The sequence below is a fragment of the Pseudomonas syringae group sp. J309-1 genome, assembly GCF_032582135.1.
Lineage (GTDB): Bacteria > Pseudomonadota > Gammaproteobacteria > Pseudomonadales > Pseudomonadaceae > Aquipseudomonas > Aquipseudomonas quasicaspiana.
Window position 1 is genome coordinate 1 of sequence record NZ_JAWHNU010000083.1, and the last position, 21,819, is coordinate 21,819.

Genomic DNA, 21,819 nt, shown 5'->3' on the forward strand with positions numbered 1-21,819 from the left:
GGCTTTAGCCGGTAGGGCTGACTATCTGGCGACACAGATGCGGCGGCTGCACTGGCCTCTTTTAGACATGGTGCAGTATTTGGGATGGCATAAATCCTGTGGGAGCGAGGCTTGCCCGCGATAAGAGCACCGCAGATATCAGGTCTATCGCGTCCAGCCTTATCGCGGGCAAGCCTCGCTCCGACAATTGATCGCATACCCGTTGCACAAGTGGGTTTGCCACGGAGAGTGTCGTTTTTCGACAGCCCAAAACAGCATCAAGCCGTCAAGCGATCATCCCGAAAATCGCGCAATGCCTGCTCTATCTCTTCCCGGGTGTTCATCACAAACGGTCCGTATTGCACGATCGGCTCACGCAGCGGTTTGCCTGCGATCAACAACACTCGGGCACCGTTTGCGGTGTTCAGTTGCAATTCGCCTTCCTCGGACAAACGCACCATTCGGCTGGTGCTGACTGTCTGCTGCTGGCCTGCAACTTTCAGGCTGCCTTCGTAGACGTACAGCAGCACCCGGTGCCCATCAGGAACACGCGGACTGATGCTGCTGCCCGCGGGCATGTGGAAGTCGAAATACTGCGGCTCGGTGTCTGGACGCTGCACGGCACCGGCCTGCTGAACCTGGCCGTCATCGAACAGCCCGGCGATCACCACCACGTCAACACCGTTGCTGGTGGTAAGGCGCGGAATGTTTTCCGGCTGAATATCCTGATAACTCGCGTCGCTCAGCTTGGTCTTGCCCGGCAGGTTCAGCCACAGCTGGAAGCCACGCATCACACCTTCTTCCTGCTCCGGCATTTCGCTGTGGATAACGCCTCGTGCTGCGGTCATCCACTGCACACCGCCGCCCTGTAGCAAGCCGACGTTGCCCATGTGATCTTCATGGCGCATACGGCCTTCAAGCATGTAGGTGACTGTCTCGAAACCCCGATGCGGGTGCGGTGGGAAGCCTGCGATGTAGTCGTCAGGCTTGTCGGAACCGAACTCGTCCAGCATCAGAAACGGATCGAACTGCTCAACACCCTGTCCTCCGAAGACGCGGGTCAGCTTTACACCGGCACCGTCTGACGCGGGTTGACCGGCTTGAATGGACAATACTTTGCGGAATTGGCTCATGGGGTTCTCCTCATCAATGGCGACCATGCTATGCCTGTTTGATCGATTGATGGGTGAGGATTTTGCGGGTGATTGATCGGGTTTGTAGATGGAAGTGATGACCGTGGGAGCGAATTTATTCGCGAAGACTATTTTTCAGCCGCTATAACAGTGGTGGATGTACCTGCCTATTCGCGAATAAATTCGCCACCGGGATCAACCCTTTGCAGGCCAACACAGAATCTCCCACAGATAACCGTCTCAGGCGGATCGCAAATCCCTGTGGGAGCCGGGCTTGCCCGCGATATTGGCGACTCGGTTTCATGGCCATACTGCGTCATCGTTCATCGCGGGCAAGCCTCGCTCCAACAGGTTGATAGCCTCTCAAGCTTATGCAAAACCTGTGGGACCGAATTTATTCGGGAAAGGGTCGGCAGCTTCAACACTTCTGTCGCCTGACAAGACGCATTCGCGAATGAATTCGCTCCCACCGGGATCAACCCTTGCAGGCCAACATAGAATCTCCCACAGGTTTACCTCCAATCGCTCATAAAAAACGGCCAGCCCGATTACTCTGGCTGACCGTTTCTTTATCGCCGTAGTGTTACTCGGCGATCTGCAGCTTGCGGGCTTCGGTGTAGACGTAACGCACTTTCTCGTATTCGAACGGTGAGTTCATCTGGCCGTAGCGGAAGCTGGTGCTGTAGCGGCGATCAATGGCGCGAAGCAGGAGGAGCTCCGGGTGATCGCTGCTGACCTGAGCCACGTTGAGGAAGTTGATCTGCGATTCGGCCGTGAAGTCGAACAGCAGGCCACCGGTGTCACGCAGGTTGGAGGGGCCAAGGAGCGGCAGCACCAGGTAGGGGCCGGTCGGTACGCCGTAGAAGCCCAGGGTCTGACCGAAGTCCTCGCTCTGGCGTGGCAGCCCCATCATGGTGGCCGGGTCCCAGAGGCCGACAACTCCGATGGTGGTGTTAACCAGCAGGCGGCCGGTTGTTTCCAGCGAGCGCTGGCCTTTGAACTGGAACAGGCTGTTCAGCAGGTTGGGGATTTCACCCAGGTTGGAGAAAAAGTTACTGACGCCGGTACGCACGAAACTTGGGGTTACGTAGCGGTAGCCATTGACCACCGGCAGGAACACCCACTCGTCGAAGCGGTAGTTGAAGTGGTAGACGCGACGGTTCCACGACTCCAACGGGTCATAGACTTCCAGCGCCGTCAAAGTGGCGCGTTCGAATTCCCGTTGATCCAGGCCCGGGTTGAACTGCAATGACTTGAGTGGCTGGGTAAAGCCGTCGGCATCGTCCTGACGAAGCACAGTGGCCGGATGTTCAGCAATGTTGCTGTTGACGGCGTCGGCAGCCTGGACGGTTCCTGCGCAGAGCAGGGCAGCGAGGAGTAAAAGACGTTTAGCCACGGAAGAACTCCAGCATGGCGTCGCTGTTGACGCGGTAATTGATGTTGCCGCAATGGCCGCCGTAAGGGTAAACGGTCAGGCGATCGCCGAAGGTCTTGCGCAGAAAGCCCAGGTCGCCAGAGCCGAGGATCACGTCGTCAGCGTTGTGCATGACGGCGATCTTCGAGCTGCTGTGCAGGTAATCCTTCAGCGCATACAGGCTGACCTGATCCACCAGTTGCAGCAGGCTGCCACCGTCGGTGCGGGCGCGCCACATCGGGATGACTTGCTCAGTCAGGTAGCAATCGAAGTCGCATTGCAGCGCGCGACGCAGGAACGGCGACAGGCTGGTTCCTTCGGTGATCGGAAACTTCGGCGGCGTGATCAGACCGCGACGGTTGATCAGGTCGGACGTAAAGGCGATATCAGCCGACGAGAAGCGGAACGAGGTGCCGATCAGCATCGCCATCTGTTCATTGGTCAGGTGCTGCTTGGACTGCTGGAAGTCGTACAGCAGAGCGTCGTTGAGATCGATGTAACCTTTCTGACGGAAGTAACGGGTCAGTTTGGCCAGTACCAGCTCGTAGAAAGTGGTGCTGTTATCGATGCCCTTGACGTTGGTCTGCACCAGTTTGTCGAGGTTGGAGATCGAGGTGTAGAGGTTGACCGGCGGATTGAGCAGCAGGACTTTCTTGAAGTTGAAGCTGCGGCGGGTCTCATCCAGACGGCTGACGAACGCGGCATTCAGCGCGCCGAGGCTGTAACCCGTCAGATAGAAGTCGGTGATTTTCAGCTCGGTTTGTTGTGCTCGCACCGCCTGCATTACGCGGTACAAGTCTTCGGCGTCTTCGGTAGAAATGCCCGGTGTCGCGAAACGTGAGGCAGCGCTCATGAAGTCGTAGCTGGTTGGCGACGACAGCTGTACGACGTGATAACCCGCGCCGTAGTAAAGCTTCTTCAGGAATTCGTTGATGGTGCTGTTATACGGTGCGCCAGTACCCGCGATCAGGAAGATCAGCGGTGCAGCATGATCCTGCTTGGCCAGGCGGTAACGTAGTTTTTTCACTGCCCAGAAATTGTCTGGCAGCGTGAACTCGCGCTCCGGACGCAGATTCAGGGTGTAGTCATCCTGATCGATGTCATCGTCGGCGGGCAACTCTGGACGCATGTCAGGAGGCGTGGTGGCAATGGTCGCTTCAAAAGGGTTCTTTAAAGGAAAGCCATACGTGGCGGGGTCGACATCGACCGCCATAGCGGACGCACTCAAACAGAGGCCGCCAACAATGGCAGCGAAGCGCAGGAAACGGAGCATGACTAGATCCCTTGGGAAAGAAGTGCTGATGAGATACGCGGGCTATGACCATCGGTGTAGTGCCAAAGTGCCCTACTCGCAAGCGAACCTTTGTAAATAGATCGAGACAATACACGTTCTCTGGCGTCAAGAGAGCAGTGGTGTGGTTTTTTATAGCGGGAAGGGATGGAATCAAACCCTGTAGGAGCTCACCGAGGTTACAAATAGGGTTATTCAAACAGGGACAGGCCGCGCGCCACAAACCCCAGACAGCATAAAGGGGAGCCGAGGCTCCCCTTTAAATGGTTTTACGTGCTCTTTTTTTATTGTTTTAGGGTGGCCTGTTGTTGTTTTTGGCGACCGATCCCTTTACTGCGTTCTTGTTCGATCCCCATCCGGGATCAAGAGCAAACGTATTTTTTTGAGCGCTGACTCACTCCGACCTTGCGATCCAACCAGTTCGGGAGCTACCTGAGGGTAGTTTTATTGTTCTCTGCCCGGTTACGAGAGCCCTAAGGCGCCTCAGTGAAGCTGATCCACTCCAAAAAAATCTGTTAGCTGCGTCTCTGTGCCTTTGTTCTTGTTATGTCAGAGCCGATACGTCTTGTTCTTATTAGGTATGCCGCATTTTTATTCTTGTTATGCCAGAGATATAGCAGAAGCTGTGCCAACTTTTTTAATTCTATTGAAATCAATGGCTTATGTTGTTAGTGGGTGGAGAGAGGTGCTAGGGAGGGGGCGATATGTTTCCGTGTTACACGCTGTTACAGCGGTTGCCGGGCTGGCGGTAACACTCCTGTCATCAACGTGCGTTACCCGGTAGCGCTCGTTGTCACGTGGTGTGGGGTAAGCCGATGCGGTGTACCGGCCCTGACCAAGTGCTGGTTCTTCGAAAGCGGCAGTACAGGTGAATGCTATTCGACATGCAATTTCCGGACGGAGGCGGCTGCTTTTACGACAACGTTGTCGCTGATGGCACGCCGATGTCGTTTCTCCGTGTCTTGATGTCGCTGACAGAGCATGTCGGATTGCCTTGGGGGTTGATGATCAACGGGCGATACGATGCTGGCCATCATTCGCCGAGTCATTGAGGCGTGAAAAAGTGCGCGGTGCTCCAAGGCTGGGCGCGGACTGCGGTCTTTATAAAAACGTTAACGATGCCTGACCCTCTTGTCGGGCGCGAGACTACCGGGGAAGTAACGATGAAGATGCGAAAAATCCTGGGCGTGAGTGCCGCTCTGGCGCTTGCTGTCAGTTCCACGCTGGCACATGCCAAAGAAGTGAGTATCGGTTACGTAGACGGTTGGTCCGACAGCGTTGCGACCACCAACGTCGCTGCTGTAGTGATCAAACAGAAGCTGGGTTATGACGTAAAGCTGCAAGCGGTCGCGGCCGGGATCATGTGGCAGGGCGTTGCGACTGGCAAGCTGGACATGATGCTGTCAGCCTGGCTGCCGGTCACTCATGGCGAGTATCTGGCGAAGAACAAAGACAACGTCGTGAACTATGGCGCCAACTTCAAGGACGCCAAGATCGGCCTGATCGTGCCTGAGTACGTGAAAGCCAACAGCATTGAAGATCTCAAGACCGATGCTTCCTTCAAGAAGAAGATTGTCGGTATTGATGCAGGCTCGGGCGTCATGATCAAAACCGATCAGGCAATCAAGGATTACGGGCTGGACGGCTACAAGCTCCAGGCCAGTTCCGGCGCCGGGATGATTGCCGAGCTGACGCGTGCTGAGAACAAGAAGGAGTCCATCGCAGTGACCGGCTGGGTGCCGCACTGGATGTTCGCCAAGTGGAAACTCAAATTCCTCGAAGATCCGAAGGGCGTCTATGGTGCTGCTGAAACCGTTGATAGCGTCGGCAGCAAAGAGCTGGCGACCAAGGCACCGGAAGTCGTCGAGTTTCTGAAGAAGTTCCAGTGGAAGTCCAAGGATGAAATCGGTGAGGTCATGCTGGCCATCCAGGATGGCGCCAAGCCTGAAGCAGCGGCTGAAGCCTGGGTTGCCAAGAACCCTGAGCGCGTGAAGGAGTGGACGGGTAAATAAACGGCCACGTCTGACGCAGCACCCCGAGCCGCCCGGTTAACGACCGGGCGGTTTTTTATTGGCAGGTTTTTGTGTCTGGTGAAGATGCTGGGGTGCATGATCTGGGCTGTATCCGGGCTATAAACAACACATTGTGTATGCCTTATAACTGCGTCTCATGTATCGCGGGCAAGCCTCGCTCCCACCTGGACCGCGCTAATCCTCAGGACCGACTTTAGCCGGGAAGGCGATACTTCAGGCGACCCATTTTCGGTGATTGTCCTGGCCTCTTTACGGCTAACAGCCGGCCCCACGATATTGCGCCAATATTCGAGATTGCATCACACCCGCTCGCTTCGACAGATTTAATGCACAACCCCCAATCTACGACTAATGTCGCTCTAATACTAAGGTCGTCTGGAGAGCTTGCCAGACCGGACTAAAGTGCAATACGTGACATCTCATCTGTGCTGCGAGGACAAAAACAATGAACGACAGCATTTACCTCTCGATTCAAAACAGCCCCCGTTTCAAGGAGCTGGTATCCAAAAGGGAGCGGTTCGCCTGGATTCTTTCAGCGATCATGCTCGGGCTTTATGCCGCTTTCATCCTTTTGATTGCTTACGGACCACATATTCTGGGCGCGAAACTTAGCCCGACATCGACCATTACCTGGGGAATGCCGATCGGGGTCGGCCTGATCTTGTCTGCTTTTGTGCTGACAGCCATCTATGTTCGCCGTGCCAACGGTGAATTCGATGACCTGAACAACGCCATCCTGAAGGAGGCACAGCAATGATCGGGCGTCTATCAGCAGCATTCGGCCTGGCCGCTTTTGCACCGTCCCTCTGGGCGGCAGATGCGTTGACCGGCGCTGTGCAGAAACAGCCACTGAACATCTCCGCGATCGTCATGTTCGTGGTGTTCGTCGCCTTCACCCTGTACATCACTTATTGGGCCTCGAAAAAGAACAAGACAGCATCGGACTACTATTCAGCGGGCGGCAAAATCACCGGCTTTCAGAACGGCCTGGCGATTGCGGGTGACTACATGTCGGCGGCGTCCTTTTTGGGGATTTCCGCGCTGGTGTACACCTCGGGTTATGACGGTCTGATCTACTCGATCGGCTTTCTCGTGGGCTGGCCGATCATTCTGTTCCTGATCGCCGAGCGCCTGCGTAACCTGGGTAAATACACCTTTGCTGACGTGGCGTCCTATCGCCTCAAGCAGAAAGAGATTCGCACCCTGTCTGCCTGCGGTTCGCTGGTGGTGGTTGCGTTCTACCTGATCGCGCAGATGGTCGGTGCCGGTAAGTTGATCCAGTTGCTGTTCGGCCTGGACTACACCGTTGCGGTCATTCTGGTCGGTATCCTGATGTGCCTGTATGTGCTGTTCGGCGGCATGCTGGCAACCACCTGGGTACAAATCATCAAAGCGGTAATGCTGCTCTCCGGTGCGTCGTTCATGGCGCTGATGGTGATGAAGCACGTCAACTTCGACTTCAACATGCTGTTCTCCGAGGCGGTCAAGGTTCACCCTAAAGGTGAAGCGATCATGAGCCCGGGCGGTCTGGTGAAAGATCCGATCTCGGCGTTCTCTCTGGGCCTGGCGCTGATGTTCGGTACCGCAGGTCTGCCGCACATCCTGATGCGCTTCTTCACCGTGAGTGATGCCAAGGAAGCCCGTAAGTCCGTGCTCTACGCCACTGGCTTCATCGGTTACTTCTACATCCTGACCTTCATCATCGGCTTCGGCGCGATCCTGCTGGTCAGCACCAACCCGGCGTTCAAAGATGCAGCAGGCGCTTTGTTGGGTGGTAACAACATGGCAGCGGTGCACCTTGCGGATGCGGTCGGTGGCAGTCTGTTCCTGGGCTTCATTTCGGCAGTAGCGTTTGCGACCATTCTGGCAGTGGTTGCCGGTCTGACCCTGGCCGGTGCCTCGGCGGTGTCTCACGACCTGTATGCCAGCGTGATCAAGGCTGGCAAGGCCAACGAGAAGGACGAAATCCGTGTCTCGAAGATGACTACTATTGCTCTGGCAGTCGTGGCAATCCTCTTGGGCATCGCGTTCGAAAGCCAGAACATCGCGTTCATGGTGGGCCTGGCGTTCTCCATCGCAGCCAGCTGTAACTTCCCGGTTCTGCTGCTTTCCATGTACTGGAAAAACCTGACCACCCGTGGCGCCATGATTGGTGGCTGGATGGGCTTGATCAGCGCCGTGGTGCTGATGGTTCTGGGTCCAACCATCTGGGTGCAGATCCTGCATCACGAGAAAGCCATCTTCCCTTACGAATACCCGGCGCTGTTCTCCATCGCCATCGCATTCGTGGGTATCTGGTTCTTCTCGATTACCGACAAGTCGAAAGCGGCAGAGGGCGAGCGCGCCTTGTTCTATCCGCAGTTCGTACGCTCGCAGACTGGCCTGGGTGCCAGCGGTGCGGTGTCGCACTAAACAGTAGTAAGTGCTCTACAAGAAGCAGCCTTCGGGCTGCTTTTTTATTGCCGCGAGAATTTTCACCTGAACACGAATTCTGTGCTCACAGGATAGCGGTGCAGCAAATACTGAACCTGTAGGAGCTGCCGAAGGCTGCGATGGCGGCATGTCAGGGTAAATGCTTCGCAGCCTTCGGCAGCTCCTACAGAAAACGCATTCCAAATCAGGTCGTAATGTTATTAATGGAAGTGACACCGCGCTGTGGTGCAGCAACGCTGGACCTGCAAGGCGCTGCCGAAGGCTGCGATGGCGGTGTGTCACGATCATGCGTCGCAGCCTTCAGAAGCGCCTGCAGAAAACGCATTCCAGATCAGGTAGTTGAATTTAGTTTGATAGAAGTCATCGGAGTTTACGGCGGTCGCGATGTTGGATTGTCAGACACTTTGCCATCAAGTGGTTAGATGAAAAGGGGATTTGATAGTTAAGCGCTGGAAGCTATTAGTTGTCAGGCCAATAAAAAGCCCCGCTATTTAGCGGGGCTGTTTTACTGCTGGCGTGGGAACGTTATATCCGTCCCAGCAACACCAGAATCAGCAGAATCACCAGAACGGTACCGATGATGCCCGATGGACCATAGCCCCAGCTGCGGGAGTGCGGGAATACTGGCAGACCGCCGATCAACAGCAGGATCAGGACGATGATAAGAATAGTGCCGATGCCCATGATGAATTCCTTCCTTAGTTCTTGGTAGATGGCTAGAACAGTTCAAGCTTCCGCCCAATGGCATAAAGTTTGTGCTGCTTGAATGATCCGACTGTAGGCGTCCAGAAAAAGTCCATCGGAAAGGTGAGAAAGTTTACATTTTGAAAAATGTTTATAGTTGCCTCAATTACGTTGAACTTTAAACCGCTACAACTGTTTTCATTTTCGTCTGCTGGCGCTGAGGATATTTTTCATGCTCTATCGTCTGGGAGCTGATGCTGTACTGGTCGTCCATCTGTTGTTCATCGTCTTCGTGCTGTTTGGCGGGGTGCTGGTTTTACGCTGGCGATGGGTGATGGTGTTGCATATACCCGCGATGCTCTGGGGAGCCGTGGTGGAGTTTTTTCACCTTTACTGCCCACTGACACCCCTGGAAAACGCGCTTCGGGTTCGCGCTGGTGGTGTGGGTTACGAGGCAGGCTTCATCGAACACTATCTGGTCGCGTTGATTTACCCCGCAGGCCTGACTCCGCAGATCCAGCTGTGGCTGGGTGCGATAGTGGTGGTGAGTAACCTTGCGGTGTATGGCTGGCTCGTCATTCGCTTATGGCGCAAGCCCGCGTAGGTCGTGGGTTTGCCCGTGTCATTCAGCGCCTTGATGGTGGGTCGAAGCGACGATTTCCGTGGTTACACTGAGTTCACGTTGAAAAAAACATGAGCCCCTAACCACAAGGCGTTTGCTATGCACAATCGCATCATGATCACCGGGGCAGGTTCCGGCCTGGGTCGCGAAATCGCTTTACGCTGGGCCCGGGAAAGCTGGCGTCTGGCACTGTCTGACGTCAACGATGCCGGTTTGCAGGAAACCCTCAGGCAGGTGCGCGAGGCCGGTGGCGATGGCTTCGTGCAGCGCTGCGATGTGCGTGACTACAGTCAACTGACCGCATTGGCCCAAACGTGCGAAGAGAAGTTTGGCGGTGTCGACATCATCGTCAACAACGCGGGTGTGGCGTCGGGTGGTTTTTTCAAAGAGCTGTCCCTTGAAGACTGGGACTGGCAGATCGCGATCAACCTTATGGGCGTCGTCAAAGGCTGTAAGGCTTTCCTGCCGATGCTGGAAGCGAGCAAGGGCAAGATCATCAATATCGCGTCCATGGCTGCCCTCATGCAGGGTCCCGCGATGAGCAATTACAACGTCGCCAAAGCCGGAGTGGTGGCCTTATCGGAAAGTCTGCTGGTGGAATTGCGTCAGCAGGAAGTCGGTGTCCACGTCGTGTGTCCGTCGTTTTTCCAGACCAATCTGCTGGATTCTTTCCGTGGACCGACGCCAGCCATGAAAGCTCAAGTTGGCAAGTTGCTGGAAAGCTCGCCGATCACGGCAGCGGAGATCGCTGACTATATCTACGAGCACGTCGCGCAAGGCGAATTCATGATCCTGCCCCACGAGCAGGGGCGTATGGCCTGGCAGCTGAAACAGAAGAGCCCACAGGCGCTTTACGACGAGATGGCGAGCATGTGCGAGAAAATGCGGGCGAAGGCGCGGCAGGTCAGGGAGTAAATTACCAGCTGTGAATTTGATCTATGTGGGAGCCGGGCTTGCCCGCGATAAGGCTGGACGCAATTCAGGATAGATCGAGGTGCTTTTATCGCGGGCAAGGCCAGCTCCCACATGACCGCGTCCCGGTTCAACCGGCGTGGTGTTCATAAGTGCTCTCTTTGGACTGCATGCCTTTCGTTACAGCCCCGGTTTTCTGATACGGTTGCCGCCATCATTTCAACTGTTGATGAGATTCTCCGTGCTCAATTACCTGTGGTTTTTTCTGGCGGCTTTGTTTGAGATCGCGGGTTGCTATGCGTTCTGGATGTGGCTGCGGCAGGGCAAGAGTGCGCTTTGGGTGATTCCCGCGCTGATCAGTCTGACGTTATTTGCCGTGTTGCTGACCCGTGTCGAGGCGGCGTATGCCGGTCGGGCGTATGCGGCTTATGGCGGGATCTACGTTGTCGCTTCCATTGCCTGGCTGGGGCTTATCGAGCGGGTCAGACCATTGTCATCGGACTGGCTGGGCGCGGCACTTTGTGTGATTGGCGCGAGCATCATTCTGTTCGGTCCGCGCTGGTCAGCGCAGTAAATTTCCTACGTCGGTCGCAGTTATGTAAGACATTTCCTTCGACCAATTCCGGCGGAGACGAAGGACATTACTGAATTTTACCTGGCCAATTGATGACCGTAGACAGGCCATGCACTCTGCCCTCTGGTAAACAATAAGAGAGCAGGGACATGCTGGTAATAATGCGCGACGCAGGAGAAGTGTTTTCTATCGGTGATGACATCACCATCCATATTCTGGCCATTCACGGCAATCAGATACGACTTGGGGTCGAAGCGCCCAGGCACGTCAAAGTGCACCGGGCAGAGGTTTACAAACGTATCGCTCAAAGGCTTTCACAGCAGGCGGCAAAAGCCACCCGGGCGGTTCCAGGCGCTAAGTCCTGATCAGTCAAAAAACTCCTTGGGCACGTCATGCTTGAGCATGAGCTGGCACTGTTGGCTTTCCAGATCGAAAAAAATCACCGCCTGGCCTTTGCTCAATGCATGCCGGACGCGCAGTACGCGAGTTTCCAGCGGCGTTTCGTCACCATTGTCGGTGCCGTCACGCGTGACGAAGTCCTCTATCAGGCGGGTGAGGGTATCGGCTTCGAGTTGGTCGTAAGGAATCAGCATGGGCGTTCTCGCATCAATTCCCGGCGATGATAGTGCCGATGTGTGGAAAAAGCAGGTGGAATAATCGCGGCTTATCCCCGCCAGTAAATTTGAAACGCGATTCCCTTGTGGGAGCGTGGCTTGCCCGCGATAAGGCTAGCGCGATAGGCAGGTATACCGCGTTATCGTTTATCGCGAGCAAGCTCGGCTCCTACAGGACATATTTCAAGCCGAAGATTACTACTCCACCTCTTCCTTATGCTGCCCAAGCAGGCTGTCGACACTCGGCACGCGGGTATCGGTTTCCATCTGTGTGTCGTGTTCGATCTGATGGCTGAAGCGCTCCAGCGAAGATTGCGCGGGCTGTGCGTCGCTGGCGAAAACCGGCGGGCTGAGCATGTAAGCGCCCAGCAGACGGCTCAGTGCCGCGAGGCTGTCGATATGAGTGCGCTCGTAACCATGAGTGGCATCACAGCCGAAAGCGAGCAGGGCGGTACGAATGTCGTGGCCTGCGGTAACCGCCGAATGGGCATCGCTGAAGTAGTACCGGAACATGTCTCGACGTACCGGGAGTTCATTCTCACTGCCCAGACGCAGCAGATGGCGGGACAGGTGATAGTCGTAAGGGCCACCGGAATCCTGCATTGCGACACTCACGGCGTGTTCGCTGGAATGTTGACCGGGAGCAACCGGAGCGATATCGATGCCGACGAATTCACTGACATCCCAAGGCAATACTCCCGCGGCGCCGGTGCCAGTTTCCTCGGTAATGGTGAACAACGGGTGGCAGTCGATCTGTGGCTCGGCGCCGCTGTCGACGATGGCCTTGAGTGCCGCCAGTAGCGCGGCGACCCCGGCTTTATCATCCAGATGGCGAGCGCTGATATGGCCGCTTTCAGTGAACTCGGGCAGCGGGTCAAAGGCGACGAAGTCACCGATGCCAACGCCCAGGGATTCACAATCGGCCTTGGTGGTGCTGTAGGCATCGAGGCGCAGCTCGACGTGATCCCAACTGATGGGCATTTCATCAACTGCAGTGTTGAACGCATGACCGGATGCCATCAACGGCAGCACGCTGCCGCGAATCACGCCGTGATCAGTGAACACGCTGACGCGGCTGCCTTCGGCGAAGCGGCTCGACCAACAGCCAACCGGCGCCAGTGACAGGCGACCGTTTTCTTTCACCTCTCGCACGGCGGCGCCAATGGTGTCCAGATGCGCAGAGACTGCACGGTCAGGGCTGTTCTGTTTGCCCTTCAGTGTGGCGCGAATCGTGCCGCGACGGGTCAGTTCGAACGGTATGCCCAACTCTTCAAGACGCTCGGCGACATAGCGCACGATGGTGTCGGTGAAACCTGTCGGGCTTGGGATCGCGAGCATTTCCAACAGGACTTTCTGCAGGTAGTTCAGATCCGGTTCGGGGATATTTTTTGCAGTGGTCATTTGAGCTCCTTCGGAGCAGCTGCAAGTTATTAGCCGCAAGCTACAAGCTGGACCGGGTCCGCTTTTGGCTTGCAGCTTGAGGCTTGAGGCTGCTCTCAGCTATGTGCAGGCAAACTGTGCGGAAACAGCAGATCAACAAACTTTTCTGCCGTGGGTTGCGGTTCATGGTTGGCCAGGCCGACCCGTTCATTGGCCTCGATAAATACATACTCGGGCTGATCAGCGGCAGGGACCATCAGGTCGAGGCCTACTACCGGAATGTCCAGCGCGCGGGCTGCGCGGATAGCCGCGTCGCTCAGCACCGGGTGCAGAATCGACGTGACATCTTCAAGGCAGCCACCTGTGTGCAGGTTGGCAGTGCGGCGAACGGCCAGGCGTTCGTCCATCGGCAATATGCTGTCAAATTCATAACCTGCGTCACGTACCGTGCGCTCTGTTTCTTCATCCACGGGAATCTTGCTTTCACCACTGGTTGCGGCGGCACGGCGACGGCTCTGGGCTTCAATCAATTGCCCGATGGTATGGCGACCATCGCCGACCACTTCTGCCGGGCGGCGAATAGCGGCAGCCACCACCTCGAATCCGATCACGACAATGCGCAGATCCAGGCCTTCGTGGAAGCTTTCCAGAATCACCCGCGTATCGAACTGTCTGGCGCGCTCGATGGCTCCGCGCATTTCTTCGGGGGTGCGCAAGTTGACCGCGACGCCCTGGCCTTGTTCGCCATCCAGTGGTTTGACGACGATCTGTTTATGTTCTTCAAGAAACGCCAGATCCGCGTCTTCGTCACCAGCCCGTTGCTGAGCTGGCAGCTTCAAACCTGCCGCTTTCAGGGCTTTGTGGGTTAGGCTTTTGTCCTGGCACAGGGTCATGCTGACAGCACTGGTCAGATCGCTCAGCGATTCCCGGCAGCGAATCCGGCGGCCGCCATAAGCCAGCGTGAACAACCCAGCTTCAGCATCATCAACCTGCACTTCAATACCGCGCCGATGAGCTTCTTCGACGATGATCCGTGCGTAAGGATTAAAGTCCGCCTGCGGACCCGGGCCGAGGAACAGCACTTCATTGATACCGTTTTTGCGCTTGATGGCGAAAGTCGGCAAGTTACGGAAGCCGAGCTTGGCATACAAAGCCTTGGCTTGATGATTGTCATGCAGCACCGACAGGTCCAGATAACTCAGGCCACGGCTCATGAAGTGCTCAACCAGATGTCGAACCAACACTTCGCCAACCCCGGGTCGGGTGCATTGCGGGTCTACCGCCAGGCACCAGAGGCTGCTGCCGTTTTCCGGATCGTGGAACGCCTTGTGGTGATTGAGGCCCATCACGCTGCCGATCACCGCGTTAGTCGTTTCATCTTCCGCGAGCCAGTACACCGGACCGCCCTGATGACGCGGGGTCAGCAGTTCGGGGTCAATGGGCAACATGCCGCGAGCGATGTACAGGTTGTTGATCGCCTGCCAGTCAGTACTGTTCTGGGCGCGACGAATCCGGAAGCCACGAAATACGCGCTGCGCCGGGCGGTAATCGCTGAACCACAGGCGCAGTGTGTCCGACGGATCGAGAAACAGCTGCTGTGGTGATTGAGCCAGTACTTGCTGCGGCGCAGCGACGTACAACGCGATGTCGCGTTCTCCGGGTTTTTCATTGAGCAGTTCATTGGCAAGCGTCGCCGGATCGGGGTAGGTGTGACCGATCAGCAGTCGCCCCCAGCCGCAGTGCAGCGCAAGCGGCTTGGCTTCAGTGTCGCTGCCGTCTTCAGCGAATCGCGCCTGAAGACGTTCATAGGAGGGCGACTGACCGCGCAGCAGGCGCTGGCTGTACGTCGTCGAATGCTGTTTCATTTAATCAGAGTCCTTGTTCGCTGAGCCACAGGTTCAGCGCCGCCAACTGCCACAACTTCGAGCCGCGCAGAGGAGTCAGTTGACCTTCCGGGTTGGTCAACAGTTTGTCGATCATGGCAGGGTTGAACAGGCCGCGATCCTGGCTTGGGTCTACCAGCAAGTCACGTACCCAACCCAGCGTGGCCCCTTCCAGATGCTTGAGGCCCGGAACCGGGAAGTAGCCTTTTTTACGGTCGATCACTTCCGAAGGAATGACCAGACGCGCAGCTTCTTTCAGTACCTGCTTGCCACCATCGGGCAGCTTGAATTTGCCGGGAATACGCGCCGACAGTTCAACAAGGCGGTAGTCGAGGAACGGTGTACGCGCTTCCAGACCCCAGGCCATGGTCATGTTGTCAACGCGCTTGACCGGGTCATCAACCAGCATAATCGTGCTGTCCAGACGTAACGCCTTATCTACCGCCGCATCAGCACCTGGCTGAGCGAAATGCTCACGGACGAAATCGCCCGCTGCGTCATTGGCAGTCAGCCATTTAGGCTGGACGGTGGCGGCGTACTCGTCATAGCTGCGGTCGACAAAGGCATCTCGATAGGCAGCGACCGGGTCGGCGGCGCCATCGACTTGCGGATACCAGTGATAACCGGCGAACAATTCGTCTGCACCCTGGCCGCTTTGCACCACTTTGCAATGCTTGGCGACTTCCCGGGACAGCAGGTAAAACGCGATGCAGTCGTGGCTGACCATCGGTTCGCTCATGGCGCGGAACGCCGCAGGCAATTGCTCGATGATCTCGTGTTCCTGAATGCGCAGCTGATGGTGATTAGTGCCGTAATGCTTGGCGATCAGGTCGGAGTACTGGAATTCGTCACCACGTTCACCGCCTGCATCTTCAAAACCGATGGAGAAGGTCGACAGGTTTTCGACGCCGACTTCCCGCAGCAATCCAACCAGCATGCTCGAATCCACACCGCCCGAAAGCAGTACGCCCACATCTACAGCGGCACGTTGACGAATCGCCACGGCTTCGCGGGTGCTGTCGAGCACACGATCACGCCAGTCTTCCAGAGTGAGGTTAGCCTCGTCAGCGTGCGGCCCGTAAGGCAGACGCCACCACACTTTCTGCTCGGTCTTGCCGTGGGCGTCAATGCGCATCCAGCTAGCCGGTGCGAGCTTTTCGACACCGGCAAGCAGCGTGCGCGGGGCAGGGACTACGGCGTGGAAGTTCAGGTAGTGATTGAGCGCTACCGGGTCGAGCATGCCGCTGATGTCACCGCCTTTCAGCAGTGCAGGCAACGTTGATGCGAAGCGCAGGCGCTTGTCGGTACGCGAAAAGTACAGCGGCTTGACGCCGAGACGGTCACGAGCGATGAACAATTCCTGCTTGTCGCGATTCCAGATTGCGAAGGCGAACATGCCGTTCAGCTTGGGCAGCAGATCAACGCCCCAGGCGTGATAGCCCTTGAGCAACACTTCGGTGTCGCCGTCGGAATGGAACTGATAACCCAGGCCTTGCAGCTCGGTACGCAGTTCCGGGTAGTTGTACACCGCACCGTTGAAGGCCATGGACAGACCAAGGTGGCTGTCGATCATCGGCTGCGCCGAGCCGTCCGACAGGTCCATGATTTTCAGGCGGCGGTGACCAAGGGCAATCGGCCCCTGGCTATGAAACCCCCACGCATCCGGGCCGCGAGGCGCCAGCTCATGGGTAATGCGTTCAACAGCGGCTAGATCCGCTGGTTGATGGTCAAAACGTAGTTCACCTGCTAATCCGCACATAAGTCCTTACCGGTTTTCCGTTGGGGAGGTGGCTGAGAAAATGCAGCCACCCAGAAACTGACCCATGGGAAACGGGGGAGTTTTAGATCAATCGGTTATAAGCAAGTGTTGGCTACCTGAATATCCGAAGGTGCCGAGCTCATGTGAGGCTCATACAAACTGGTAGGAGCGAACTTGTTCGCGAGGGGGCGATGTGCCTGAATCACCGCGTGAAGCCTCTCGCGAACAAGTTCGCTCCTACCGGTTCTGGCCCGCTTGAGAGCGAGGGTTCAATACCCCGTCATCTCCAGATACCCCACGCCCTTATGGCTGCCACTCAAGGTAATCGGGCCTTCCCAGTAGGGAATCTGCAGGTCCATCCAGGCCTTGGGGTTCAGCGCTTCGGTGGTGATTTCGAGACCCTTGCCGGGAATTCTTACCGACCAGCGGGTCGGCATGTCGTGGCCTGCAACACGTGTGTTGGCCAATGGAGAAAGGCTGATGTCCTTGGCCGTCAGCAACTGGGTGCTGCCGTCAGCGTCGATCCATGTGCCGGTCAGATAGGGCTCACCCTGTTTTTGCCGCATGCGATACAGCATCAACTCTTCGCCGCTGTCCAGATGCACTGAGAACCAGTCCCAGCCGGTCTGGTTGGCAGTCAACGGCTGGCTGCTCCATTCACGGTCCAGCCACGCCGGGCCGCTGACTCGATAGCGTTTGCCAGCAATGGTCAGTTCACCCTCGGCCTTGAAGTAGGGCTGGCTGTAATAGTAAGAGGCCTGGCCCTGTTCGGATTTCTGGCTGAAACCCTGTGTACCTTGCAGCACTAGCGATTTGCTGGAGGTCAGGTGAAGTTGATAAGCGAACTGCGGACCTTTCGCCTGCAATTGCATGTCGGTCAATGGGTCTGTTTCAGTCGAATCGCTGTGCAGCTTCCAGTCGTCTATCCACGCGGAAAATGGCGCAAGGTTTACACCCGCTTGCTGAATGCCACCTCGGGCATAACGCTCCGCTGCGTAGTGTTGCGTGGCCGATGTCACGGCGGCATGGCCCATCCATATCGTGCCGTCGTTCCACCCGGAACCCTGACTGCCAGCCCGTAGCGCATTGCGGAACAGCGTCCATTGCACGCCGAAACTCTGCCCTTGCTCGTCTTTCAGATTGGCAGTGATATACCACCACTCGATGCGGAATCCCGGATGCGGGCCGTGATCCTCCGGAAAAGTGAACTCACGGCCCGGTGTGACTGGAGTGAACTGTTCGGCCTGATTACCCATCCCGGCGAAACCCTGCTCGGGTTCTTCTGATTGTTCGCAGCCAGCAAGGGTCAGCAGAATCATCAGGAGCAGGCAGTTAATTTTCATTGGCAAACGTCCTCAGCAGGTCGGCAGGGCGAGTGCGGGATAACTTCAACAACGGCCATGCGGAGGCAAGCAGAGTGGCAAGCAGTGCCAACGCGGCCAATTGCAGGAGCTGCATCGGGAAGATATGCAGCGGCAAGCGCCAGCCGAAGGCCTGCACATTGATCACTGCATCCAGACACCACGCCAGCAGCAAGCCCAGCGGCAACGCCAGAATCAGCGTCAGCACCGCCAGCAACCAGGTCTGGCCAAGGTTGAGTAGCATCAAATTTCGTCGCGAGACGCCGAGCGCCCACAACGGCGCCAGTTGGCCCAGGCGGCTTTGACTCTGGGTCAGCAGGCTGATGAACAGCGCGATGCCCGCCACCGCCAGCGTCAGGCTGTTGAGGGCGGCCGTGGCGGCGAAGGTGCGCTCGAAAACCTGCGTAGACCAGCCTTTGAGCTGGCTCTGATCAATGATGTGATTATCGTCGAGTGCGAAGCGCTGTTGCAGTTCACTCACCAGCGCGGGCACTGCGGCTGGATCGATGCGCAGGTTGAAGCGGTTGGCAGCCAGTTGCGGCCAGTGGCGCAGCAAGTGTTCGGCGTTGACCAGCAAGTGGCCCTTGGGATTGCCGTAGTCGGCGTAGATACCCACGATGCGCAGCTTCCATTGGCCTTCAGGGGCGGGGATGGTCAGGGTTTGCCCGACGCTCAGTTTGAGGCGACGGGCCAGTTGTTCGCTGATCATGACGCTATCACTCTGCACCAGTTGATCCCACGGATCACCACTGGCGGCCTCCAGTAGCGGCCAGTGTTCACGATAGGTTGAATGATCCACCACCCCGAACAGGTCCACAGGCCAGCCTTGCAGCTGGATCGACACTTGTCGGTTCGGCAGCACAGCGCTGACCTTGGGCTGTTGCACAAGCCAGGCCTGTATTTCAGGGGCTTGGGCAGCATTTTGCGGCGTGACGTACAACTCGGCGGTCAGCCGTTGTTCCAGCCAGTTGCCGAAGGTTTGCCGAAACCCGGACGTCATGCTCCCCGCGCCTATATTGGCCGCCAGTGCCAGTAATAGAGCCATCAATGCCAGGCTCAGCGCGGGTAATTGCTGGCGGCAATCAGCCAGAAACCATTGGCCCAGCACCGAACGGCTGCGTCCCAGCAACGCGTTGAGCAGACCATTGAGGAGCACCGGTAAACCCAGCGCCGCAGCCAGCAGCAGACCGCCCGTCAATACGAAACCTGCGGCGAGGCTGTCGCCGAGCAGCAGCGCGGCCAGTGCAGTAATTGCCGCGCCGCCCGCAACCCAGGCCTGTCGGCGCAACCAGCGACTGTGAGCCTGATGCCAGGCTTGTGGATTGGCCAGCGCCAGCAAGGGCAGGCGCGCCGCGCGAAGCAGACTGTTCGCCCCGGCCAGCAAGGCACCCAGTACACTCAAGCCAAGGCCGCCCAGCCACCAGATCGGGCTCAGGCTCAGTTGTCCCGCGACTTCAGCCCCATACAAACCGCGCAGACTGGCAGCCACATCGGGCAGCAGCAGGCTCGCCAACAGATAACCACTGGCAATCCCTAGCAGCCCGCCGAGCAAGGCCAAAACCCCCAACTCCATACCCAGCGCTGCAATCAGCATTCTGGCGCTGACCCCGCAGGCGCGCAGGTTACGTAACAGTCCACGGCGCTGCTCCAGCGCCAAGCCGATGGCCGCATGCACAATGAACAGACCGACGATGAAGGCAAGCACGCCCAGAGCATTCAGGTTCAGATGGAAACTTTCGGTGAGGCGCGTCAGATTGTTCTCTTCGCCGCTTTTCTTCAGTTGAAGCAGGCCGTTCAATTCAGCTGGCAAAGGCGGATTGCTCGCGGCGAAGCCTTTGGGCAGCAGTAGACGTGACACTTGATTGGGCATCTGCAGCAGTGGCTGAGCGAAGCCGATATCCGTGAGCAGCACGCCGGGCGCCATGTCGACTCGACTGTGCAACGGAGGCAGGAGCAGGCCGTTACTGGTCAGCGGTTGTTGCCCTTCATGGAGGCCCAGCGCTTGCAGTGTCTGGGTAGCGATCCAGGTCTGACCGGGTGGCGTGAGGAAATCGACGATCTCGCTAAGATCAAGCGTCTGTCCAGCCACCGCTGTCCCGCTGGGTAATGACACCGGTTCAATGCCCATCAGTTGCACACGGCGATCTTCAAGCCCTTGAAGAGAGATCCTGCCCTGTACCACGGGCGATACTGGCCAGCCCTCACGGCGCAGGCTGATAAACACGTCTTGCGAGAACGGCCCGTTATTGGCGGTGGTCAGACTGTTTTGCGGTTCGCCGCCGATCAATTGGCTGGCCTGGGCATAGCTTTGCCGGGCCTGACTGTTGAGTGCCTGAACGCCGGTCAGTAGCGCCGTTGCCAGCCAAAGTCCTGTCAGTACACTGAAAAACTGTACCGGGTGACGTCGCCAGTGGCTGAGCAGCGCGCGCAGTGTCCAGTAGAAAACCCGCACTTCAGCGATCGCTCTCGGTTGCCAGACGGCCATGATGCAGGATCACTTTCTGAGCCAGTCGCTCGGCCACCCGAGGGCTGTGGGTGACCATCAACAGGCTGGTGGAGCTGTCGGTCAGCAGGTCCAGCAGCAATTGCAGGACTTCATCGCTGGTGGCTTCATCGAGGTTGCCGGTGGGCTCATCGGCCAGCAGCAGGCCGGGCCGCGATGCCAGCGCCCGGCCAATGGCAACCCGCTGTTGCTGGCCGCCGGACAGTTGTTCCGGATAACGCTTGAGCAAGTCCCCAAGTCCCAGTCGTTCCACCAGTTGCGCCTGCCATTGCGGCTCATAACGCCCGGCCAGCCGCGCCTGAAATGCCAGGTTGTCTTCAACTTTGAGGCTGCCGATCAGGTTGAATTGCTGGAACACCAGGCCGATTTCCGTACGGCGCCAGTTGGCGAGTTGTGATTCGCTCATAAGATCCAGCCGCTGCCCGGCAATCTCGATCTGCCCCTCGTCGGCCTGATCAAGCCCAGCCACCAGATGCAGCAGCGTGCTTTTTCCGCTGCCGGATTCGCCCATCAAGGCGAGACTGCTGCCTTTCTGCAGAGATAAATCCACTCCACGCAAAACTGCCAGTGGACCTTGGGCGGTGGCGTAGCTCTTGAAGACGTTTTTTACTTCAAGCATGGGGGGCTCGATTGGCGGGTTTGTAGGGGGAGGATAGCAATATTGTGTACATATCCGGTTTTGTGGTCACGGCTGATATTGGTTGCGCCCTTACGGCGCCTCACTTTTGTGAATCCGGAAGCCGGCCCAGACAAAAGTAAGCAAAACGCTCTTACCCCACCACTCGGTCCCTCGCCTAGGCTCGGGATGCCCGCCCGCAGATCTGAAACCGTGGGCCGCCGCAACGGGCCATCCATGGCCCAATGCGGCTAACCCGGCGTCCTGCCGGGTTACCCACGGTTTCAGATCTGCGTCCGGCCAGCGTGATTTAACGGGGCGCCTAAGATCAAAAGCAGATCAAAAGCAAAGCGAATACGGCGGGATCGCCTCGGCCCGGTAGGAGCGAACTTGTTCGCGAGACGTCAGCACAGCCAACACAGACGTCGTCTGACACACCGCTTCGCAGCCTTCGGCAGCTCCTACAGAAAACCGGAAAGCTCACACAACCAGGTCGGCTGTCAGGCCGCCGCGCTTTTGATTTTGATCTGAGGCGCCCCGTTAAACCACGCCGGCCGGAATTCGATATTGCTGCGTGGGGTAAACCGGCAGGGATGCCGGTTTAGCCGCCTCAGGCCATGGATGGCCG

18 protein-coding genes are annotated in these 21,819 nt (G+C 57.3%); 7 read left to right on the top strand and 11 right to left on the bottom strand.

Annotation, left to right across the window (positions count from 1 at the left end):
• Positions 1–257 precede the first annotated feature (257 nt).
• The 3 genes from RX972_RS27250 to RX972_RS27260 all read right to left on the bottom strand — a co-directional run bounded on the left by RX972_RS27250 (position 258) and on the right by RX972_RS27260 (position 3,799).
• Complete coding sequence (locus tag RX972_RS27250) at positions 258–1,112, bottom strand: pirin family protein (RefSeq protein WP_316880116.1); 855 nt, start codon at positions 1,110–1,112, stop codon at positions 258–260.
• Positions 1,113–1,695: 583 nt separating this feature from the next.
• Positions 1,696–2,508, bottom strand: coding sequence for a VacJ family lipoprotein (locus RX972_RS27255; protein WP_316880118.1), 813 nt, complete (start codon positions 2,506–2,508; stop codon positions 1,696–1,698).
• Positions 2,501–3,799 (bottom strand): serine/threonine protein kinase, encoded by a 1,299-nt coding sequence (locus RX972_RS27260; RefSeq protein WP_027898475.1) that lies wholly within the window; start codon positions 3,797–3,799, stop codon positions 2,501–2,503. The genes RX972_RS27255 and RX972_RS27260 overlap by 8 nt, the downstream gene beginning before the upstream one ends.
• Positions 3,800–4,980: 1,181 nt before the next feature.
• Here RX972_RS27260 and RX972_RS27265 point away from each other — a divergent pair.
• The 3 genes from RX972_RS27265 to RX972_RS27275 all read left to right on the top strand — a co-directional run bounded on the left by RX972_RS27265 (position 4,981) and on the right by RX972_RS27275 (position 8,262).
• Positions 4,981–5,829, top strand: a complete 849-nt coding sequence (locus tag RX972_RS27265) for a glycine betaine ABC transporter substrate-binding protein (protein ID WP_231675703.1) — start codon at positions 4,981–4,983, stop codon at positions 5,827–5,829.
• Positions 5,830–6,295: 466 nt separating this feature from the next.
• Entirely contained in the window at positions 6,296–6,607 is a 312-nt protein-coding gene (locus tag RX972_RS27270; RefSeq protein ID WP_002552552.1) for a DUF485 domain-containing protein, read from the top strand.
• A complete protein-coding gene (locus RX972_RS27275; protein ID WP_027899412.1) occupies positions 6,604–8,262 on the top strand; it encodes a cation acetate symporter in 1,659 nt (552 codons plus the stop codon). Before RX972_RS27270 ends, RX972_RS27275 begins: the two co-directional genes overlap by 4 nt.
• A gap of 546 nt (positions 8,263–8,808) precedes the next feature.
• On the opposite strand, the gene RX972_RS27280 is transcribed toward RX972_RS27275, so the two are convergent.
• On the bottom strand, positions 8,809–8,967 hold the full coding sequence (locus tag RX972_RS27280; protein ID WP_080238018.1) for a DUF3309 family protein: 159 nt from the start codon (positions 8,965–8,967) through the stop codon (positions 8,809–8,811).
• 232 nt (positions 8,968–9,199) lie between these two features.
• On the opposite strand from RX972_RS27280, the gene RX972_RS27285 reads away from it, so the two are divergent.
• From RX972_RS27285 to csrA, 4 genes are all read left to right on the top strand, one after another.
• Positions 9,200–9,571, top strand: a complete 372-nt coding sequence (locus RX972_RS27285; protein ID WP_231675704.1) for a DUF2784 domain-containing protein — start codon at positions 9,200–9,202, stop codon at positions 9,569–9,571.
• Positions 9,572–9,688: 117 nt separating this feature from the next.
• On the top strand, positions 9,689–10,504 hold the full coding sequence (locus tag RX972_RS27290; RefSeq protein ID WP_316880218.1) for an SDR family oxidoreductase: 816 nt from the start codon (positions 9,689–9,691) through the stop codon (positions 10,502–10,504).
• Positions 10,505–10,742: 238 nt separating this feature from the next.
• Entirely contained in the window at positions 10,743–11,075 is a 333-nt protein-coding gene (locus tag RX972_RS27295; protein WP_027899416.1) for a YnfA family protein, read from the top strand.
• Between the two features lie 149 nt (positions 11,076–11,224).
• Positions 11,225–11,440: a carbon storage regulator CsrA gene (csrA, locus tag RX972_RS27300; protein WP_231675706.1), complete on the top strand. Its 216-nt coding sequence runs from the start codon at positions 11,225–11,227 to the stop codon at positions 11,438–11,440.
• Here the strand turns inward: csrA and RX972_RS27305 are convergent, their stop codons facing one another.
• The 7 genes from RX972_RS27305 to RX972_RS27335 form a co-directional block, all read right to left on the bottom strand.
• Positions 11,441–11,668 carry a YheU family protein gene (locus tag RX972_RS27305; protein ID WP_027899418.1) on the bottom strand — a complete coding sequence of 76 codons (228 nt, stop codon included), beginning with the start codon at positions 11,666–11,668 and terminating at the stop codon, positions 11,441–11,443.
• Between the two features lie 219 nt (positions 11,669–11,887).
• Positions 11,888–13,090, bottom strand: a complete 1,203-nt coding sequence (locus RX972_RS27310; protein WP_316880222.1) for an osmoprotectant NAGGN system M42 family peptidase — start codon at positions 13,088–13,090, stop codon at positions 11,888–11,890.
• A 95-nt stretch (positions 13,091–13,185) separates the two neighbouring features.
• The gene (gene ngg / locus RX972_RS27315) at positions 13,186–14,934 is read right to left on the bottom strand and encodes an N-acetylglutaminylglutamine synthetase (protein ID WP_099269588.1); all 1,749 of its coding nucleotides are present in this window, start codon (positions 14,932–14,934) and stop codon (positions 13,186–13,188) included.
• A gap of 4 nt (positions 14,935–14,938) precedes the next feature.
• On the bottom strand, positions 14,939–16,711 hold the full coding sequence (locus RX972_RS27320) for an N-acetylglutaminylglutamine amidotransferase (protein WP_027899421.1): 1,773 nt from the start codon (positions 16,709–16,711) through the stop codon (positions 14,939–14,941).
• Between the two features lie 269 nt (positions 16,712–16,980).
• Positions 16,981–18,054, bottom strand: a complete 1,074-nt coding sequence (locus RX972_RS27325) for a lipocalin-like domain-containing protein (RefSeq protein WP_316880225.1) — start codon at positions 18,052–18,054, stop codon at positions 16,981–16,983.
• A complete protein-coding gene (locus RX972_RS27330; protein WP_316880228.1) occupies positions 18,044–20,524 on the bottom strand; it encodes an ABC transporter permease in 2,481 nt (826 codons plus the stop codon). Before RX972_RS27330 ends, RX972_RS27325 begins: the two co-directional genes overlap by 11 nt.
• A 1-nt stretch (position 20,525) precedes the next feature.
• Positions 20,526–21,194: an ABC transporter ATP-binding protein gene (locus tag RX972_RS27335; RefSeq protein ID WP_316880227.1), complete on the bottom strand. Its 669-nt coding sequence runs from the start codon at positions 21,192–21,194 to the stop codon at positions 20,526–20,528.
• Between the last annotated feature and the right edge of the window lie 625 nt (positions 21,195–21,819).